The following is a 17042-nucleotide window of genomic DNA, read 5'->3' on the forward strand; positions in this document are numbered from 1 at the left end:
CAAAAATAAAAAAATGGCGGTGCAAGGGATATCCCTGCATCGCCATTTCTTTCATATGCCAACGTTTAGGCGAGCCTCAAGAAACCGGAGCAGCGCGGCCAACTCCAGATGCTGCAGCCCTTCCAGCACCTCCCGCGCGTCATCGTCCCCGATCCTGCCCTCTACCATGGCGACCGCGTCCGTGAACAGATACGGATTCCAGATGCCTTGCGCCGCGATCGTACGGATCGCGTGTCCGGACGGCCCGTGTGGCAGCCGGCCTTCCCTCTCCAATCCGCCGAGCCACTCCGACGCGCGGGACTGCAAGCCATGCCATGCCGGATGATCCCCCGTACGCCGAAACCAGTACTTGGCGTTGTCGTAATCGCCTTCCCGCCTGTGCAGGATTCCGTGTAACGCCGATCCCGTGGGCGTATCCAAGTCCTGCACGAGGGCATGCGCGGGCTCAAGGCTGTCGTTCCACAGATGGAGAGCCGCCTTCCACGCCAGCGCCGACGGCCAACCGTCAGGGCGGCCTTCCGCCATCTTCTCTTCGGAAAGCGCCGCGATCTCCGCATCCAAGCCGGGATGCCAAACCCGCTCCGGGGTCAGGGACGGCAAGCTCTTCCGATTCTGCAGCTTCGCGACGATATCTTGATACGGGGATGCGGACGGCAATCCGGTTTCCTCCTCGGGAACCTCGTTTGCTCCCACCATACCGTAAAAGGAAAAAATTGTCGATAGCCCGCCGTACAAAAAAGGCCGGAGCCTGGAGGCTCCGACCCTAACGGTTACGATTATTTGTGGAACGTTTCCGGCGTCGTCATCTTGTCGTAGAACTCCGTGAAGCGGTCGCGTTTGTCGGAAGCGCGCCAGCCCATGGCCGAACGCGGATGCTCGTCGAGCATGCCCGTTACCATGTCGGGAATGAGATAGCCCCACTCTTCCTTCTCGCGCAGCTTCAGCATGTGCTTCTCGATCATGCCGAGCACCGGACGGACGTTGTACTCCGGCTTGTTGAGCCGGGCAAGCAGCAGCTCGGTCGGCGTATTGCCGGCGGCGCGGCCCATGCCGTAGACGGAAGAGTCGAGCAGCTCGACGCCCATCTGCGAAGCGACCAGCGAGTTGGCGAACGCCAACTGCAGGTTATTGTGCGTGTGTACGCCCAGCTTTTTGTTTTTCACCGTGCGGCGGAACTTCTCGATCAGGTACCGGAAATCGTCCGGATCCAGGCTGCCGTAGGAGTCCACGACATAGACGTAGTCTACCGGACTGTCTTGGATCAGTGCGAGAGATTCGTTCAGCTCGTTGTCCATGACGTTGGACAGCGCCATGATGTTGATCGTCGTCTCGTAGCCCCGATCGTGGAACAGCTTGACGAGTTCTACGGCTTTCTCCGTATCGCGCGCGTAGCAGGCGACGCGGATCAGGTCGAGCATCGACTCTTCGCGCGGCAGGATGTCGGCTTCATCCACGCGGCCGATATCGACCAGCGCCGACAGCTTCGTGCGCTTCTTGTTCGGGATGACCTTGCGCAGGAACGCGTCGTCCAGAAAACGCCACGGTCCTTCGCTTCCGTCGCTTTTGAGCAGCTTAGGGGAGTTTTTATAGCCGATTTCCATATATTCGACGCCAGCCTCGTTCAGCGACTCGTACAGGTCTTGAACGAATTCGACGCTGAAATCCCAATTGTTGACGAGTCCGCCGTCGCGGACGGTGCAATCGACGATTTGGCAATGCAAGCCGTGCTTGTTCGGGGTCATGTTCCTTACTCCTTCGGTCCGCGAGATTATCACCGGATTTTGTATTTCCATAGTGTACAACAATCCGGCTGGGTTTGCCACCCAAGTTTCGCCCGAAGTCGGAAAAGTCAACGCGAGCCTATGCGAAAAACGATATCCTCGCCCTCGCAATCGACCAAAAGCGGGTTGCCTTCGAGAAACCAGACGTCCTTGCTCTCCATGTAAAACGTAAGCGGTCCTGCGGACGCGATCAGGCCGGCTTCCTGCGGAGTGTCCCGCGTAATTCCCAACGCGAAGGGCGTTTCTCCGCCGCTGACGTACCTCACGAAAATCCGGATTTGCTCCCCGTCCTCAAACGCCCATTCTTCGCGGAAACATGCCAGCGCGGCCGGCGTCACCACAAGCTCCATGCCCGTCACCCCGTCCCTCGATATGTATACGCTTCCATTTTACGTGAATTCGGATATCCACCGCAACCGCCTATTCTGTCGAAGGCGACAATGACAGTACCGGTTCAGGCTGATACCCCTCCGCGGGGAGATCGGCGATCAAGATCCCGGCCTCCGACCACCCCAGCAGGTAACCCGCCCCTGCCCACACAGCCTGAGAATCCCCGTCGGTATCGACGATCCACACTTCCGGTACGAAAGCCGAATTCCGATTGACTTCCAAGGCGATGCGGTTCGAGCCGCCTGCCGGTTCCCGGTAATATCGGACGATTTCCATGCCTGCACCCAGCTGCTTCTCCAGACTCAGCCGTTCGGCTTCGGACAAAAGCGGGAAATCTCCCGGCCGTGCTCGGCCGTCCGTTATACGCACGAAAGCCATCCCCCACGCGGATTCGCGAAGATCCGGCACGGCAATTTCCTCTTCCGTTATCCAAGACAATCTCGCGGGAAAAAGCGATCCGTGGCCATGGGAATGGGGAGCCGCATTTTTCATGATGACCGGATTCCCGCCATCCCGGCTGACCAGAACGACGTCCGAGTCATCCCCCAGACCGTTGTCCGTTCCTACGAGCACGGCCGCTCTTTTGCCGTCGGGAGAAGGAGTGAGCCCGTAAATCGGAGTCGGTGACGCGTACAGAAATCGAGCCTGGCCGGTTCGCCGATCCAGCAGATAGACGTTCCTGTTGCCGACCGCTACATAACATTCTTCGTCTTGCAGTCGATCCGGAAACAGCAGATCCGTCCCGTAATCGTTCCCGAAAGAGGGGGCCGCTTCCGGCCATGCCGGCGGAATCGGAATCTCCTGTTGTTTCCCCGTTGCAGTCGACACCAGTAGAGGCGGTCGATCCTTCCGATGCAAAATCAAACCCCGTTCCCGAGCTCCCCCGACGCGAACCTCCTGGATGTACCTCGCATTCAAGGCGACGGAGAGGGCCTCTCGCCCTTCCGCATCGATCCACCGGATCGCCTGGGTAGCCGCAGGATGGAACAACACGCCGACGTTGCGCGGGGAATCGTCCGCCGAACGGAACGACTCTCCGCTTGCCGATGCCGCTTCATCCAGCGAAAATCGCAGCGATCGTGCGGGAACCAAACCTGAAAATGAAATCCGGAAATGGCGGTCGTCGATCCACCGAACCTCATAGGACGCAGGAGTGTCCGTCGCAGGTCCCGATTGGAGAAGCGTCCGCTTCAGGGCCGCCTCAACCGTGCTGCGGTCGACTTCGCGATTGGCGGAGACATCGACGTAAGAATCGGTAAGCGAAGTGCTCAAGTAAAGTAAGGGAGGTTCTTGGGATTCGGGTGTCACACTTCCCGCTATCAGGCCCACCAAGTCCGCCGGCAAGGACCAGACCTCGTCCCGATCCGGATTTTCCGGATAGATTTTGCCGCCGAGGTAGGAACCCGTTCCTCTTAGATCGTTCAGAAAAAACCGATTCGCGTGATCGCCTCTTTTTATTTCAATCACGTACATCGTGCCCATGAATTCGGGATCGTCGAAATGGGAACGGGGAGCCGCGGCCAACCCGTCCAAGATCTTACGGATACGTTCAGGATCTCCGATCAGGCGGGTTGCAGCCGTATCTTCCCCGTCGCGGTGAACGGCAATCTCCCGAACAGGCGCCAGCTTGGGAAAACCCGAAATCGGCGCCAAAGCCCCTTCGCCCGATTCCTGCCGCGACAGCAAGGCCGAGAACATGAACCCAATCGCCGCTGCGGCCAGCACTCCCGCAATCCATGCATAGGCATGACGCATCGCCAACACCCCATTTCGAGCTCACTGCATGATTAGACGCAGCCTGGAAACGGTTGGTTGCAGGCTCGAAAAAAGCCATCCGGGCCTGAGGGCCACGGATGGCTTCCGCGAACGGATCAATCGAAACGATACGTATAAAAGCTTTCGTTGCCGAAACGGCTTTCCATCTCTTTCTTGGCATTCTTTCCTTTGCCGAGCAATTCGGCCGCCTGGAACTGCGAACGGTGCGCCTGGATCGAAGCGAGCTTCTGCTTCAGGAACCCGCGGATGTCCACGTGCACGTCGGGTTTGCCGATCGCTTCGTCCTTGTTTTTGGAGAAGGCGATGCATCGGACGATCGGCCGCTCTTCCTTCGGCAGCCGGGAGATCGTACGCACGACGGCGGCTCCGGTGGCGTCGTGGTCCGGATGGACGCTGTGCCCGGGATAAAAGGTGAACACGATTTCGGGACGCACCTCGCGAATCAGGGACAGAATATCGGCGTCCAAGGCGTCTTTGTCTTCGAACTCGATCGTTTTGTCATGATAGCCGAGCTTCCGGACGTCCTGAATGCCGATGGCTTTGCAGGATTCCTCCAGCTCCAGCGCGCGGATGGCGGGAAGCGTCACCCGATTCGCGAACGGCGGGATGCCCATGTTGCGGCCCATTTCGCCGAGCGTCAAGCAGGCGTAAGTCACGCGCGCTCCTTCGCTGATGTATTTGGCCAGCGTTCCGGACAGGCCGAACGCTTCGTCGTCGGGATGCGGCAAGATCACCAAAATATTTTGCGTCATTTCAAGGTTCCCCCTTCTGCTCAGAACGGCGTACGGCCAAGCTGAAGCGCGACGACTAGCTTGCCTTGTGTGTCATGGCCGGCCAGGATGAGCCGCTCCCGTTCCTCTTCGTCCCAGTGGGTCAACCCCTCGGAGTACACCCATCCGTTATCGGTTTTCAAGCCGACCCGGTAGGGACCGGGACCTTCGATCGACCCGTTCGAGTATCGGATCACGGCGTTCGAAATGAAAGTCGCCGCGGGATGTTTCGAGCTGTCGTGATGGGCGGCATAGGCCCCCGTGGTCATTTCGAGATGGATAAACAAATCTTGGTCGCGCAGCTCGTTCAACCGAAGCTGCACGGTTACGGGATTGATCAACTGCATCTGCAAACCTCCAAAACGAGGATTCCTGTCTTCCTACCATCATACATGAATCTGAAGGCAGGAACTACTGCACGCCGTTCAATCGAAATCGTACCTTTGCTCTTCCCAGGGGTCCCCGTACATATGGTAGCCGTTCCGCTCCCAGAAGCCGGGCCGGTCGGTTTCCCGGAATTCGATGCTCCGGAGCCACTTGGCGCTTTTCCAGAAATAGAGGTGCGGCACGACCATGCGGACGGGGTAGCCGTGCTCCGGCGACAGAGCCTCCCCGTTGTGCTTGATCGCGAGGAACGAAGTGTCGCGCAGGAAATCCTCCAGGGGCAAATTCGTCGTCCAGCCATGCTCCGCGTGCAGCATGACGTATTTGGCTTCGGGCTTTATTTTCACCCGTTCCAGCACCGTCGCGACGGCCACGCCTTCCCATTCGTTGTCCAGCTTGGACCACGTGGTGACGCAATGGATGTCGTTGCCGTACGTTCGGCGCGGCAGCTTCATGAATTCGTCATGGGAAATAACCGCTTCTTCTTCCACCAGTCCGAACAACCGCAAATTCCACTGGCTGCTCACATCACGGTAATAGGGAACCTCCCCGTAATGCAGCACCGGGAAGGCGCTCGTCAAATGCTGTCCCGGCGGTACGCGGTTTTCCAGACTATGTTTCGTATTCATCTTGCCGTCACTCCTCGATCGATCGTCGTTTTCTTCGGTTTGCGCGCGCGGAAAACGAAAGGCCCGACTCCGAGCGCCAACGCGAGCATGGCGGCACCGGACACGGCCGTCAGCCCGTATTCCTGGATCCAACGCGGGCCGTCGGCCGCCGCTTTGTACAGCCAGCCGCCGACGAGAGGCCCTACGAAACCGGCAAAGCCGGTCAAAGCCGAAAACACCGCGACGTACATAGGCCGCTCCGATTTGGGAGAATCCCCGATCAGAAAGTTGAACACCAACAGGTTATAGCCGCCCAGACCGACGCCGAGCAGAATATGGACGGCGACGAGCACGAGCAGCGCGGGCAGCGCCGCCATCCCCAACCATACGAAGCAAGATCCAGCAATCAGCGGAAACGTCCAGAACAGCAGCTTCCTCGCCGCATAACGCCCGTTCAAGACTCCCCAATAATAATAGCTGACCATCATGACGACGTTCTGCAGCATCGTGATCAGCGTCACTTCGCTGTAATTCAGCTTGAGGACGTTCAGCATGGCGTAGGAAAAAAGCGGTACCGCGATATTTTGCGCCAACAGAAAAACGGATATGAACGCCGTTGCCGACATGAAGGTCCCGTCCGCGAAGGGCCGGAACAGCATGGAGAACGACGACCCATTCTCGGAGGGCTGGAAGGCGGGGTTCGGGTAACGGGAAAGCTCCCAGCCGTTCCAGACGACGCTGGCCGCGCTGATCACGAACAGGACGGTGAAGCCCGCGCCTCCCGGCAGCCATTCCATGATCTGTCCGCCCGCCAACAAAGTCGTGCAAACGACCGCGAAATGGACCGTGTTCCGGATACCGAAATATTTGCCGCGCACTGCAGGCGGCACGGCATCGGCCATGAGCGAGGTCCAGATGATTCCGCAAATCTGGGCCGACGTGAACGACAACAGGAAAAGAACGATATATAGCGGCACCCAGGCGGCGTGCGGGAACAGCAGCGGGATAAGTCCCGTCGCCACCCACAGCGTTCGGTGGCTGACGGCGAACAGCACGACGAAAAACCGGCGGTTCCGCCATTTTTGCATGGCGAATGCCACGACTAGCTGAACGAGCAACGTAAACGAGGGAATCGCCAGCACGACGCCGATCTGCGCCGACGTGAAACCCAAATACAGCAGAAAAGCCGTCTGCAGCGGCCCGCCCAGCAAACTGCCCACGATGTTGGCCGGAATTCCTTCGAGCAGCATAATCCGCAAGCCTCTTCGATGCTCCGATTCGAACGCTCTGGGCTCCATGACGCGGCGAACGTTCACGAACCATCGTTTCATACGGGATTCCCCCAAACCGCATATTCATGGTGCTTCATTACCCGTTTGAGCCGGAATCTCCCCGGAAATACTCGAGCAGCGTCCTGACCATGACGCCGGTTCCGCCTTTAGGCTCATGGTCTCGGTCTTCCCACATCCAGGCCGTCCCGCCGATATCGAGATGCACCCAAGGAAGCTCCTCGGCGAACGAGCCGATGAAGAGTCCTCCGGCGATCGCGCCGCCCCAGGCGCCGCCGTGGTTTTTCAAATCCGCGACGCTGCTGCGGAGCATTTTCCGATACTCGGGATGCGACGGCAGCGGCCAGACATACTCGCCGGCCCGCTCCGACGCCCTCTCGATCGCCTGCAGCAGCGGCTTATCGTTGGTGACCGCGCCGGTCGTCACGTCGCCGAGCGCGTGCATGACGGCGCCCGTCAAGGTCGCCACGTCGATCAGCTTGCCCGCGCCTTCGCGGATCGCGGTCGTCAGGCCGTCGGCCAGCACGACGCGGCCTTCCGCGTCCGTGTTCAAGATCTCCACCGTCTTGCCGCTGTAGGTGGTGATAACGTCTCCCGGCTTGAAGGCGCTGCCTGAAGGCATATTCTCTGCCGCGGGAACGACCGCCACGACGTTGGCGCGCAGCCGGTGCTCGGCCAATCCTCTCATGACCCCGAACACGGCTGCCGCGCCGCCCATGTCGGAGATGAACTCTTCCATCCCCGCTCCGGGTTTCAGGTTGATGCCGCCGGTGTCGAAAGTCACGCCTTTCCCGATCAAGCCGGTCCACTCGTCAGAGTCAGGGTCTCCGGCATAACGGAGCACGATCATCCTCGGAGGATTCACGCTTCCCATGCCGACGGCGAGCAGCCCGCCCATGCCTTCGGCCGCAGCCTCGTTCTCATCGTATACCCGGCAGGCCAGCAGGCTGGAACGGTTAGCGAGCTCCACCGCCTCTTGGGCGAACCGGGCAGGGGTAAGAATATTGCTCGGCAGATTGGTAAGCTCCCTGGCGTAACAGACGGCGTCCGCCGTCCGCACGCCTTCCAGAAACCCTTGGTCCCAGGCCTCGGCTTCTTCCGCCCGTTCTAGATCGAACCGCAAATCCCACTGCGGCAGCATTCGGCCCTCCGCAGCGGCAGTGTCTTTCTTATAGGAGCCGAGCAGCAAACCTTCCGCGCAGGCGGAAGCGGCGGCCCGTAATCCTAAGCGATCCGTCAGCCGGGACGGCACTTTCCACTTCACCGCGCCCATCCGAAGACCGGCAAGCGTTTTTCCGACGGCTGCCGCCGCGATCCGAACTTCTTTGGCGGTTGGAGCGTCCAGTGGACAGCCCGCGAATACCACATAACGCTCCGCGCTCCGTCCGAGCGTCGGAATGACCTGCGTTTCGCCCGGCAAAGCGGCAAAAGCCCCGCGACGGAAAAAGTCGCGGAGCGATTGATCGAACTCGTTTTGATAAAGAGCGGATTCGCCTTTCAACGCTGCCGCATCCACCAGGACGACGACGGCTTCCGCCGCGCGTCCCGAAGCGTCCCGGGCGGCGATTTCCGATCCGTCTGCCGTCCACTGCAACTGCCATCCTGTCCACACCATGTTCCGTATCCCACCCGTACCGACGATTTACCCCGATTCTACTCTTTTCCGTCGGTCGAAGGCAAATAAATCATGAATTCGGTTCCTTCGTTCAGCTGGCTGTCGACATGGATCGTGCCGCCGTGGTTATTGATGATCCGGTAGCTGACGGAGAGGCCGAGCCCCGTCCCTTCTTCCTTGGTCGTGAAGAACGGGTCGAACAGACGGCCGAGCGTGTTCCGGTCCATTCCCTTCCCATTATCCCGGACGGAGATGAGCGCGAATTTGCCTTCGCGCCTTGCCGAAACGTCGATCCTTCCCTTGCGTCCGTCCCCGACCTCGTGGATGGCATCCATCGCGTTCTTAATGATGTTGAGCAGCACCTGCTTGACTTGCTTGACGTCGATCGCCACCGTCAGGTAAGGATCGAAAATTTCGCAATTAAGCTCGCAGCCCTTCATATGGGCTTCGCTCTCGGAGAGCAGGATCATTTCCTTGAGCAGCAAACCGACCAGCACCGTCTGTTTCATGGGCGCGGAAGGCTTGGAGGAATTGAGGAACTCGTAAATGATATCGTTCGCCCGGTCGATCTCCGACAGGATGATCCGGGCATACTCCTGCTTCCCGATATCCCGGAGAAACGGGGTGAGCAGCTGGATGAAGCCGCGGATGGAGGTGAGCGGGTTCCGGATTTCATGGGCGATCGCCGCGGCGATTTTACCGAGCATAGCCAGCTTGTCGTTCTGGAACGCCGCCTGCTCGATCTGCTTATATTCCGAGACGTCCTTCACGCTGACCAGAAAATCCCCTTCGAGTTCCTCCGATTGGGAAATCCCCACGAGAAGAATGCGGCCCGCGGTGTCCTGGAACTCGCCGTGAAAACGGCGGTACTGCCTCATTTCCTTCAGCATCTGGAGGAAAAACCGACGGGTGGTACGGTCCAAATGGGGATGGAACAAGAGCTGGCGCAGCGTGCAGCCGATCAGCGACCGCCGGGGCGCCTGCAGGAATTTGGACATCTGTACGTTCAGAAAACGGAGGTTGCCGGCTTCGTCGAACAAGGCGACGCCGCTGTCCATGTGCTGGAGAACGGTTTCAAATTTGTTCGGCTGCGTTTCCTCCATGATCGGCGCGGCGTTCAGCGCGGCGGAGAAAACCGGCTCGCTGCGGGGGGCTTCTTCGGCCGCCGCATGTTCCGGCATCCGGAGGGCAATGAGCAATTCCGTCAAAAACAAAAGAGACCGATGAACGAGGGTCATCCGGTCTTCGGGGTCGGCGAAAGAGAATAGGAAACGAACGCTTTCTTCGTGATGCTTCAGCACTTCGTCTTGGCTCGTCCCGTTAAGCTCCCTGCGAAGTTCTTCCGTTTCTTTGCGGAAATCGTTTCCGCCCGTTCGGACGAATTCGGCAAGTACAGGAAAATACCTTGTCTTCCAAGCTTCCATGATGCGGGGTCCTCCCGCCGCGAAGCGGCGCGCTCGAGATGCTGTAAATCAAGTTCATCATATTCAATATTTTGTCAGCATGTCAACCGGAGATGTTGTCGAGAGAATGTCGTCTTTTGGCGAAAAAAACGCGATCCGCCGTGAGTCCCGGCGATCGCGTTTGGTAGAATCATCGTTCTTTGTCTTGCTTTTTACCGCCGTTTGAGCCGCGGTCTTGCCCGCGGCCCTTGCTCTGCGAATCGTCGTTCCCTTTCCCGTTGCCCTGTTGTGGGTCTCGGCCTTTTTCCTCATCCTGATTTTTGTTGCCTGGGTTATCCTCGCTGCTTTTGCCTTTATCGCGGTTTTCATTCCGATCCTGGGTTTGTCCGCCGTATTTGACCGGATCTCCGTTCGAATCCTGCGGATCGACAGCGGCATTCCCGGAAGCGCCGGACTTGCCTCCGTTCTTATCGTTGCCTTTGCCCCTGTTTTTGCCCTGAGCGTCTTCGTCTTTGCCCTTGTTTTGGTCCTTGTCTTTCTCTTTGTCCTTATCCTTATCTTTATCCTTATTCTTGTCCTGGCCGGCGGCGTCGCCTGCGCCTTTGCCAACGTCAGCGGAAACGTCGTCTTCGGTTTTCGGCTGATTCGTCGCCTTCGCCGCATCCTCGTCCGTTTCCTTCAACTGCTTGTTCTTGCTTTTGGCTTCGGCGAGCAGCTGCTTCCAAGACTCTTTGTCACCCTTGTCGATTTTGCCGTCCTTCAGCACCTTTTCCACACCGCCCCAATCGGAAGCCACCTTTCGGACCGACGTCTTCTGGAGCTCTTCCAAAGGGATCTCACGTCCGCTGTTCTCCGCCGCGAGCCAGAACGCCATCTTGCCGGCGGACAAACCGTTTTCCTGCGCTTCTTCCCGAACCTCTTCCGGAAGGTACAACGTCTCAATCGTGAGCGAAGGCTTCGTCCCTGAAGAATCCGGCTGGGTTACCTTCGAACCGGTGCCGGCTTCCTGCAGCACGCTGCTGATCTTCGCGGCGACTTGGGCTTCCCATCCCTCGCCGACTTTCCGGACGCTTACGCTGGCAATGACGATATCGCCGCCGGTTTCCGGCGTCAGAATATGAGACTCGGCAAGTTTGCCTGCCAATGCTTTCGTAACGTCTTCCACCGGCTTGCCCTTGTATTTCACTCCATCCACGATGACCGCCGCATCCTCGTTCAAGGCGCGAAGTTCGCGAACCCGTTCTTTGGCGTCCAGGCCCAGCTCGATGCTGGGGTTGATGTCCATCGATACGTAAGCCACCACGGGTGGAGTACGGAAAGAAACGAGCGCCACGACGAACAGCAGCAGCGCCGCGGCGAAAGCGCCCGCGGAAATCCAGCGCCTCCTCCGCCCGGTTGAAGCGGATTGACCCGCCACGCGGTCCGCTTCCGTCCAAGGGATCTCTTCGCCGACGGCCGCATCGCGGCTTGCCTTCACCCGGACGAATTGTCCGTCGGGCGTCAACAAGACGGCCGTACCGCCTTTCTTCTCCATGACCGTGCCCCGATTCATGGCCGATCCCCCTCTTCTCCGCTGCGTTCCAAAGCTATGTATGAACGCAAGCAAGGATAAGCCCCGCCCGCGATCAAAGATACCGCGATCAAATACTTGCGGTGCCGTTCCACCGTCTTGCGGGAAACGGACACTGCCGAACAAAGCTCTTTCACCGGCAGCTGGCGCTTGTCCAGCATGACTCGGAATAGCTCAGGCGCTTCGGCGAGCGTCCGGCCGATCCGGACGAGCGTCTCTCTCGAATCCTTATGGCGCGGCGAACCGTCCACAAGGTCCTGGAAGCGTATGCCAAACAGAGCGAGCTGCTCCGAGAGCATCGCGATTTCCGATCTGCGCAGTTCCGCGGCCAAATCACGCTCGTAAACTTCCATCGCAGCGGCGCTTTCGACGCGGTTCAGCGCGTCCTGGTCTTCATCCGAGCCGTCCGTCAGCGCGCTATAAGGTACGCTTGCGGAATGGCGCTTCTCTTGCCGGACGAAATCGATGAGCCGCCGCGTGATGACCGTTTCGGCGAAGCCGATGAACCTGCCGCCCGCTTCCGGCGAATACCGGTTGATCGCTTCGTCGAATGCCGCCAGGGCGACGCTGAACTCGTCGTCGCGCTCCGGATCGATGAACCGCCGGCTGAACTTGCTGGCCGTCTTGACGATAAACGGCCGATATTGAACGATGAGCCTCTCTCTTTGCTCTTCATCGCCTTGTTGAATGGCCGCCACCCGGCTTTCAGTCGCGCTCCCGTCATCTTCATGGGAAGCGGCGGCGTGCCCGGGGGAGAACCATCTTTTCCAAAGTACGAGCAGCACTTGCTCACCCCACATTCATATGATTCGTGGCTGCCAAGTGGTTTCAGGGGGCTCCCCAAAAAGTAATCGGAATAAACTTCGAAGGCAATCGTCACTTTTTGGGGTTATTGTAGGGGGTGGTGCCCATTGCCCCATAAATATATAAACGCCCCCGATCCGGAATTGTTCCGTTTCAGGGGCGGCTTCGTTCAAGGTCCAGTGAGTAAGTTCACTACACAGGCGTACCGGCGGATTAAATCGCGCCGCCCGACGTCCGTTTCTGTTTCAGCTTGTGCCGGCGCTGGCTGAGAACGCCAAGCCGCCGCTTCAGTTGCTGCTCCCATTCGGCGTCTCCGAGCTGCTTGGCGAACGAAAGCAGGTCGAGCGCCATGTCGATTTGATTTTGCACCACATGCAACGGTTCCTCGTTCTCATTGTTCACGCAGTTCTCGTGGAGGGCTTTGTCCGACTCGTCGACGTAATCGTGGAAGTCGACTTCCGAAGCGCCGTCGCCGTGCGCGTACTCCGCCAGGATGTCGTACTCGTTTTCCACCAAGTAATGCACCTCTACCCTATGGCAGACGGGACAGAACAAAATCGGCACATTGTGGATGCGGGTCCGGTAATGCTTCAGCGTCCCCTTCGTTCCGATCATGCTGGCTCCGCAGCAAAAGCTCATCGGCTTCCCCTCCTTGCTTCCAACGCCGGAATGGTACTTTACGAATATCAGACGAATGTTATTCACTATATTCTCTACCCGTATCGCGGATTCCTGCCATCGCCCGCAGCTGGAAAAAAGTTAACGCGTTCCGCCCGCGCCGGCTGCGTAGAAAAATAACTCCCCGGAAGCGTCTTCCGGGGAGTTGCCGTGCGCGGGGCACGATGCGTTCTTATTTTACGACCAGGTTTTTGTCGCCCGGTTTCCAGTTCATCGGGCACAGCCCGCCGGATTGGAGCGCCTGCAGCACGCGGAGCGTTTCTTCGACGCTGCGGCCTACGTCGTTATGGTTAACGACTTGGTATTTCAGTTCGCCTTCCGGATCGACGATGAACAAGCCGCGCAAGGCAACGCCTTCCTCTTCGATCAGGACGCCGTAATCGCGCGCGACTTCTTTGGTGATGTCGGAAGCGAGCGGGAAGTTCAGCTTGCCAAGGCCGTTGTCGTTCTTCGGCGTGTTGATCCACGCTTTGTGGCTGTGCTTGCTGTCCACGCTGACGCCGAGGATCTCGGTGTTCAGCTTCTTGAACTCTTCCGCAGCATCGGACAAAGCGGTGATTTCCGTCGGGCACACGAACGTGAAGTCCAGCGGATAGAAGAAGAATACGAGCCATTTGCCTTTGTAATCGGACAGTTGGGCGTTGCCGAAGCCCGTGCCGTCGCCGAGGGCCGTCTCCATATTGAAGTTCGGAGCCTTGCGACCTACCAAACGTTCTGCCATCTCTCCATTACCTCCAATGTTTTCCCGGCATCTGTGCCGGTGTCTTTGTTCACGAAAGAAATCGTACCATTCCCGTTGGACAACGTCAAGATGATACCGATTCTTTTTTTAGAATAATTCTTAACTGCTTGGAGATTAACGGGTCATGGCCGCGACGATGAGATCGCCCATGGCGGTCGTGCCGATCGCTTTGCTGCGGTCGACTGCGATGTCCCCGGTGCGGTGGCCGGCGTCGAGCACGTTTTTGACCGCGCGCTCGATGGAGTCGGCGGCTTCCGCGAATCCGAACGTCAGGCGGAACATGAGCGCGACCGACAGGATCGTGGCGATCGGGTTGGCGATGCCTTGGCCGGCGATATCCGGCGCCGAACCGTGTACCGGTTCGTACAAGCCGAAGCTTCCTTCTCCAAGGGAAGCGGAGGACAGCATGCCGATAGAACCGGTCAGCATGGCCGCTTCATCGCTCAGAATGTCCCCGAACATGTTCTCGGTCACGATGACGTCGAAGCTGGAAGGGCGGCGGAGCAGCTGCATGGCGCAGTTATCGACGAGCACGTGCTCCAGTTCGACGTCCGGATACTCGGGCGCGATGCGGTTCACCGTTTCCCGCCACAGCCGGGACGTTTCCAGCACGTTGGCCTTGTCCACCGAAGCCAGCTTCTTGCGGCGCGTACGCGCGACTTCGAATGCCTGGCGAACGATCCGCTCCACTTCGTTCACGTTGTATACGCAAGTGTCTACCGCTTCCTGGCCGTTCGGCGATTCCCGGCGGAACTTCTCTCCGAAGTAGATGCCGCCCGTCAGCTCGCGCACGACGATAAGATCCGTTCCTTCCAATACTTCCGGTTTCAGCGTGGAAGCATCCTTCAGGCAATCGAAAACGACGGCCGGACGGATGTTGGAGAACAGGCCGAGCGCTTTGCGGATGCCGAGCAAGCCGGTTTCCGGGCGAAGCTCTTTCGGATTGTTGTCCCATTTGGGGCCGCCGACCGCACCGAGCAGGACCGCGTCCGCGTTTTTGCACAGGTCCAGCGTATCCTGCGGCAGCGGGGTGCCTTTCTGATCGATCGCGATGCCTCCGAACAGGCCGTGCGACAACTCGAATTTGTATCCGAAAAGTTCTTCCGTGCGCTTCAATACTTTTTCCGCTTCCGCCACGACTTCGGGGCCGATGCCGTCGCCGGCGATAACGGCGATTTTTTTCGTTTCTGCCATGAGCTCCATACACTCCTCTATGCGTTTGTCCGTTTGGACCGCTATGTCAGTTTTAGCACATTTCCCGCTCAGTGGCAAAATAGATAAAAGCTATGAATTTAATAGGAACAGCCTATTTTATACGATCAGCCGCATCGATCCCCGCCAGCGTTGCCGCCTGACCGGGGTAGCGAAGCTCGGCCATCCGGATCTCTTTTTCCGCCAATCGGTCGGTATAAATGCCGTCGATACCCAAACCTCGCAAGCTTTCATATACGAAATAATCGTTGACCGTATGCACGTACGTTTTCACGCCCGCCCGCTTCAACTCGGACGCGAACGGCTGCGTGACCCGATCCTGAGGCATCGCCACCGCTTTGATTTTGGGCGTCTCCTTTACGAATTCCACCACTTCTTCATTCGAGTCATCAGACTCGTAGAGCGTGTAGATATAGGAATAAAACGGATAGACGTCTTCCAGGGTTTCGTACATGTCCTGGTCGTAAATTTGGGGAACGATGCGCTTTAGCACTTCCGGCGCGATGTCGGCAGCCGTTTCCGCGATGATGCCGAACTTGCGGCGCACGGCATCCGGATCCCACTCTTTCGTATCCGTCACGAGATAGGCGTCCGGGTACGCTTCGAGCAGCTTTACGATATCCGCGAATTCAAGAGGACGGTACTTTCCGTCGATCCGCAAGGATTTGAACGTTTCGAGCGGAATCGGCTCCTTCTCCCCGACGCCGTCGGGCTTGTCTTGGCCGAGCAAGCCGTAGAGATAGGCGCCCCAATCGTGCCGGGCCACCAAATAGCCGTCCGAGGTGAGCTGAAGGTCCGTTTCGAATACCCGAAAGCCCTTCGCGTAGTTCGAGACGAAGGCGTCATAGGAATTGGAGACCGCCGTCCCGCCGATCTCTCCCATTCCATGGGCGATGACCGGGTACCGCGTCCACCCGGCAGGGTCCGTTTGGGAACCCATGAACGGCGAAACCAGCGAAAGCAGCAACAGCAGCACGGGCATAACCGCATCCCCCTAACCGTAAGGTGATGCTGTTATTTACCCGATTCGGTTGCTTTCCAAAATAAAACGCGCCCTCCCATGAAGGAGGACGCGAAGTCCGGCTTATTCCGCAGGGAGGGGCGGCTGAGCGGTCCAGCTGCCTTTGATCCCCTTGGCAATATCGGAATAGTGCAGAAAATCGGTATAAACACCGAAAACTCCGATTTTACGGTACTTGTCGAAGGAAGCCTTGCTGTTGACGGTGTGCACGAAAACCCGGGCTCCCGCCTGGTTCAAGGACTGTACGAACGATTTGACCGCACGGCTTTCGGCCATGGTGATCGCCTGCACGCGCAAATGCGACCGGACGAAATCGATGACTTGCTGATTCGTATCCTTGGTCTGGTACAACGTGTAAATGTAAGAAGGAAACACGTGCACGGACTCGATCCAAGCCAGCATGTCTTGGTGATACAGCTGGGGAATGACGCGGTTCAGCAAGGCGGGATCCTTGTCCTCCGCTTCTTTCACCAGAATCCCGTACTGCTTCAGGACGGTCGCCTGATCCGTGAATTTGGTGTCGAGCACGAGGAAAGCGTCCGGATGCGTCGCCAGGAGATCCAACAGATCCGTCCAAGCCAGCGGCGTATAGCGATGGTTGATCGGTACCTTCAGGAATTCCTCCAGCGACAGGGGATACCATTCGCCGTCGACCGGCACGTACTCGTCCTGTTCGAATTTTTGGTATTGCTCCTTCGTCCAGTCATGCTTGGCGACGAGATCCTTCAAGTTCCTCGTTGGCATCAGGTCCGTCTCGAACACGCGGATGCCCTTGGCGTAGTTGGTTTCGAACGCCTCCCGCGAATTCGTCAAATCATGCCCGTCGATTCCCCCGAGCGCATGGGCGATCAACGGATGGGCCAGCCAACTGGCCGCATCCGCCGGCGGAACGCCCTGAGGCTGCGACAGAAGGCTGAGGAGCAGTAGGATGGAATGAAGCATGCTCTTCTCCTGGTTTCCGTAGTGTGATGCAAACTACAGGAAATGTAAACAGAAAGC

General features: G+C 58.4%; 17 protein-coding genes. All 17 read right to left on the reverse strand.

Features of this window, described 5'->3' with window-relative positions; all coding sequences use genetic code 11:
- Window positions 1–51: 51 nt before the first annotated feature.
- A complete protein-coding gene (locus EAV92_RS14115) occupies window positions 52–657 on the reverse strand; it encodes a hypothetical protein (RefSeq protein WP_123041699.1) in 606 nt (201 codons plus the stop codon).
- A gap of 119 nt (window positions 658–776) precedes the next feature.
- Window positions 777–1742, reverse strand: a complete 966-nt coding sequence (locus EAV92_RS14120) for an aldolase catalytic domain-containing protein (RefSeq protein ID WP_123041700.1) — start codon at window positions 1740–1742, stop codon at window positions 777–779.
- 107 nt (window positions 1743–1849) lie between these two features.
- A complete protein-coding gene (locus EAV92_RS14125; protein ID WP_123041701.1) occupies window positions 1850–2131 on the reverse strand; it encodes a HesB/YadR/YfhF family protein in 282 nt (93 codons plus the stop codon).
- A 70-nt stretch (window positions 2132–2201) separates the two neighbouring features.
- Complete coding sequence (locus EAV92_RS14130) at window positions 2202–3926, reverse strand: TolB-like translocation protein (RefSeq protein WP_123041702.1); 1725 nt, start codon at window positions 3924–3926, stop codon at window positions 2202–2204.
- A 116-nt stretch (window positions 3927–4042) separates the two neighbouring features.
- Window positions 4043–4699: a bacillithiol biosynthesis deacetylase BshB2 gene (gene bshB2, locus EAV92_RS14135; protein WP_123041703.1), complete on the reverse strand. Its 657-nt coding sequence runs from the start codon at window positions 4697–4699 to the stop codon at window positions 4043–4045.
- Window positions 4700–4719: 20 nt separating this feature from the next.
- Complete coding sequence (locus EAV92_RS14140; protein WP_123041704.1) at window positions 4720–5064, reverse strand: YojF family protein; 345 nt, start codon at window positions 5062–5064, stop codon at window positions 4720–4722.
- A 78-nt stretch (window positions 5065–5142) separates the two neighbouring features.
- Entirely contained in the window at window positions 5143–5730 is a 588-nt protein-coding gene (locus EAV92_RS14145; protein ID WP_123041705.1) for a sulfite oxidase-like oxidoreductase, read from the reverse strand.
- Window positions 5727–7040 carry an MFS transporter gene (locus EAV92_RS14150; RefSeq protein ID WP_123041706.1) on the reverse strand — a complete coding sequence of 438 codons (1314 nt, stop codon included), beginning with the start codon at window positions 7038–7040 and terminating at the stop codon, window positions 5727–5729. The genes EAV92_RS14145 and EAV92_RS14150 overlap by 4 nt, the downstream gene beginning before the upstream one ends.
- Window positions 7041–7077: 37 nt before the next feature.
- A complete protein-coding gene (locus EAV92_RS14155) occupies window positions 7078–8613 on the reverse strand; it encodes a leucyl aminopeptidase (protein ID WP_123041707.1) in 1536 nt (511 codons plus the stop codon).
- A 38-nt stretch (window positions 8614–8651) separates the two neighbouring features.
- The gene (locus EAV92_RS14160) at window positions 8652–10037 is read right to left on the reverse strand and encodes an ATP-binding protein (RefSeq protein ID WP_123041708.1); all 1386 of its coding nucleotides are present in this window, start codon (window positions 10035–10037) and stop codon (window positions 8652–8654) included.
- A gap of 169 nt (window positions 10038–10206) precedes the next feature.
- Window positions 10207–11568, reverse strand: coding sequence for an anti-sigma factor domain-containing protein (locus EAV92_RS14165; protein ID WP_123041709.1), 1362 nt, complete (start codon window positions 11566–11568; stop codon window positions 10207–10209).
- Window positions 11565–12371, reverse strand: a complete 807-nt coding sequence (gene sigI, locus EAV92_RS14170) for an RNA polymerase sigma-I factor (RefSeq protein ID WP_123043730.1) — start codon at window positions 12369–12371, stop codon at window positions 11565–11567. The genes EAV92_RS14165 and sigI overlap by 4 nt, the downstream gene beginning before the upstream one ends.
- A gap of 232 nt (window positions 12372–12603) precedes the next feature.
- Window positions 12604–13029 carry a hypothetical protein gene (locus tag EAV92_RS14175; RefSeq protein WP_123041710.1) on the reverse strand — a complete coding sequence of 142 codons (426 nt, stop codon included), beginning with the start codon at window positions 13027–13029 and terminating at the stop codon, window positions 12604–12606.
- A 211-nt stretch (window positions 13030–13240) separates the two neighbouring features.
- Window positions 13241–13789: a peroxiredoxin gene (locus EAV92_RS14180; RefSeq protein WP_123041711.1), complete on the reverse strand. Its 549-nt coding sequence runs from the start codon at window positions 13787–13789 to the stop codon at window positions 13241–13243.
- A gap of 135 nt (window positions 13790–13924) precedes the next feature.
- Complete coding sequence (gene leuB, locus EAV92_RS14185) at window positions 13925–15004, reverse strand: 3-isopropylmalate dehydrogenase (RefSeq protein ID WP_123041712.1); 1080 nt, start codon at window positions 15002–15004, stop codon at window positions 13925–13927.
- 112 nt (window positions 15005–15116) lie between these two features.
- The gene (locus EAV92_RS14190; protein WP_123041713.1) at window positions 15117–16004 is read right to left on the reverse strand and encodes a phosphatidylinositol-specific phospholipase C/glycerophosphodiester phosphodiesterase family protein; all 888 of its coding nucleotides are present in this window, start codon (window positions 16002–16004) and stop codon (window positions 15117–15119) included.
- A 102-nt stretch (window positions 16005–16106) separates the two neighbouring features.
- Window positions 16107–16985, reverse strand: a complete 879-nt coding sequence (locus EAV92_RS14195; RefSeq protein ID WP_123041714.1) for a phosphatidylinositol-specific phospholipase C/glycerophosphodiester phosphodiesterase family protein — start codon at window positions 16983–16985, stop codon at window positions 16107–16109.
- Window positions 16986–17042 lie beyond the last annotated feature (57 nt).

The sequence above is a fragment of the Cohnella candidum genome, from assembly GCF_003713065.1.
GTDB lineage: Bacteria > Bacillota > Bacilli > Paenibacillales > Paenibacillaceae > Cohnella > Cohnella candidum.

Excerpts from the sequence above, each read along its gene's own strand:
- EAV92_RS14165 (WP_123041709.1), bottom strand. The coding sequence starts at position 11,568 with ATGAATCGGGGCACGGTCATGGAGAAGAAAGGCGGTACGGCCGTCTTG.
- EAV92_RS14125 (WP_123041701.1), bottom strand. The coding sequence starts at position 2,131 with ATGGAGCTTGTGGTGACGCCGGCCGCGCTGGCATGTTTCCGCGAAGAA.
- EAV92_RS14160 (WP_123041708.1), bottom strand. The coding sequence starts at position 10,037 with ATGGAAGCTTGGAAGACAAGGTATTTTCCTGTACTTGCCGAATTCGTC.
- EAV92_RS14155 (WP_123041707.1), bottom strand. The coding sequence starts at position 8,613 with ATGGTGTGGACAGGATGGCAGTTGCAGTGGACGGCAGACGGATCGGAA.
- EAV92_RS14195 (WP_123041714.1), bottom strand. The coding sequence starts at position 16,985 with ATGCTTCATTCCATCCTACTGCTCCTCAGCCTTCTGTCGCAGCCTCAG.
- EAV92_RS14180 (WP_123041711.1), bottom strand. The coding sequence starts at position 13,789 with ATGGCAGAACGTTTGGTAGGTCGCAAGGCTCCGAACTTCAATATGGAG.
- bshB2 (WP_123041703.1), bottom strand. The coding sequence starts at position 4,699 with ATGACGCAAAATATTTTGGTGATCTTGCCGCATCCCGACGACGAAGCG.
- EAV92_RS14145 (WP_123041705.1), bottom strand. The coding sequence starts at position 5,730 with ATGAATACGAAACATAGTCTGGAAAACCGCGTACCGCCGGGACAGCAT.
- EAV92_RS14120 (WP_123041700.1), bottom strand. The coding sequence starts at position 1,742 with ATGACCCCGAACAAGCACGGCTTGCATTGCCAAATCGTCGATTGCACC.
- EAV92_RS14175 (WP_123041710.1), bottom strand. The coding sequence starts at position 13,029 with ATGAGCTTTTGCTGCGGAGCCAGCATGATCGGAACGAAGGGGACGCTG.
- EAV92_RS14130 (WP_123041702.1), bottom strand. The coding sequence starts at position 3,926 with ATGCGTCATGCCTATGCATGGATTGCGGGAGTGCTGGCCGCAGCGGCG.
- leuB (WP_123041712.1), bottom strand. The coding sequence starts at position 15,004 with ATGGCAGAAACGAAAAAAATCGCCGTTATCGCCGGCGACGGCATCGGC.
- EAV92_RS14190 (WP_123041713.1), bottom strand. The coding sequence starts at position 16,004 with ATGCCCGTGCTGCTGTTGCTGCTTTCGCTGGTTTCGCCGTTCATGGGT.
- EAV92_RS14150 (WP_123041706.1), bottom strand. The coding sequence starts at position 7,040 with ATGAAACGATGGTTCGTGAACGTTCGCCGCGTCATGGAGCCCAGAGCG.
- EAV92_RS14140 (WP_123041704.1), bottom strand. The coding sequence starts at position 5,064 with ATGCAGTTGATCAATCCCGTAACCGTGCAGCTTCGGTTGAACGAGCTG.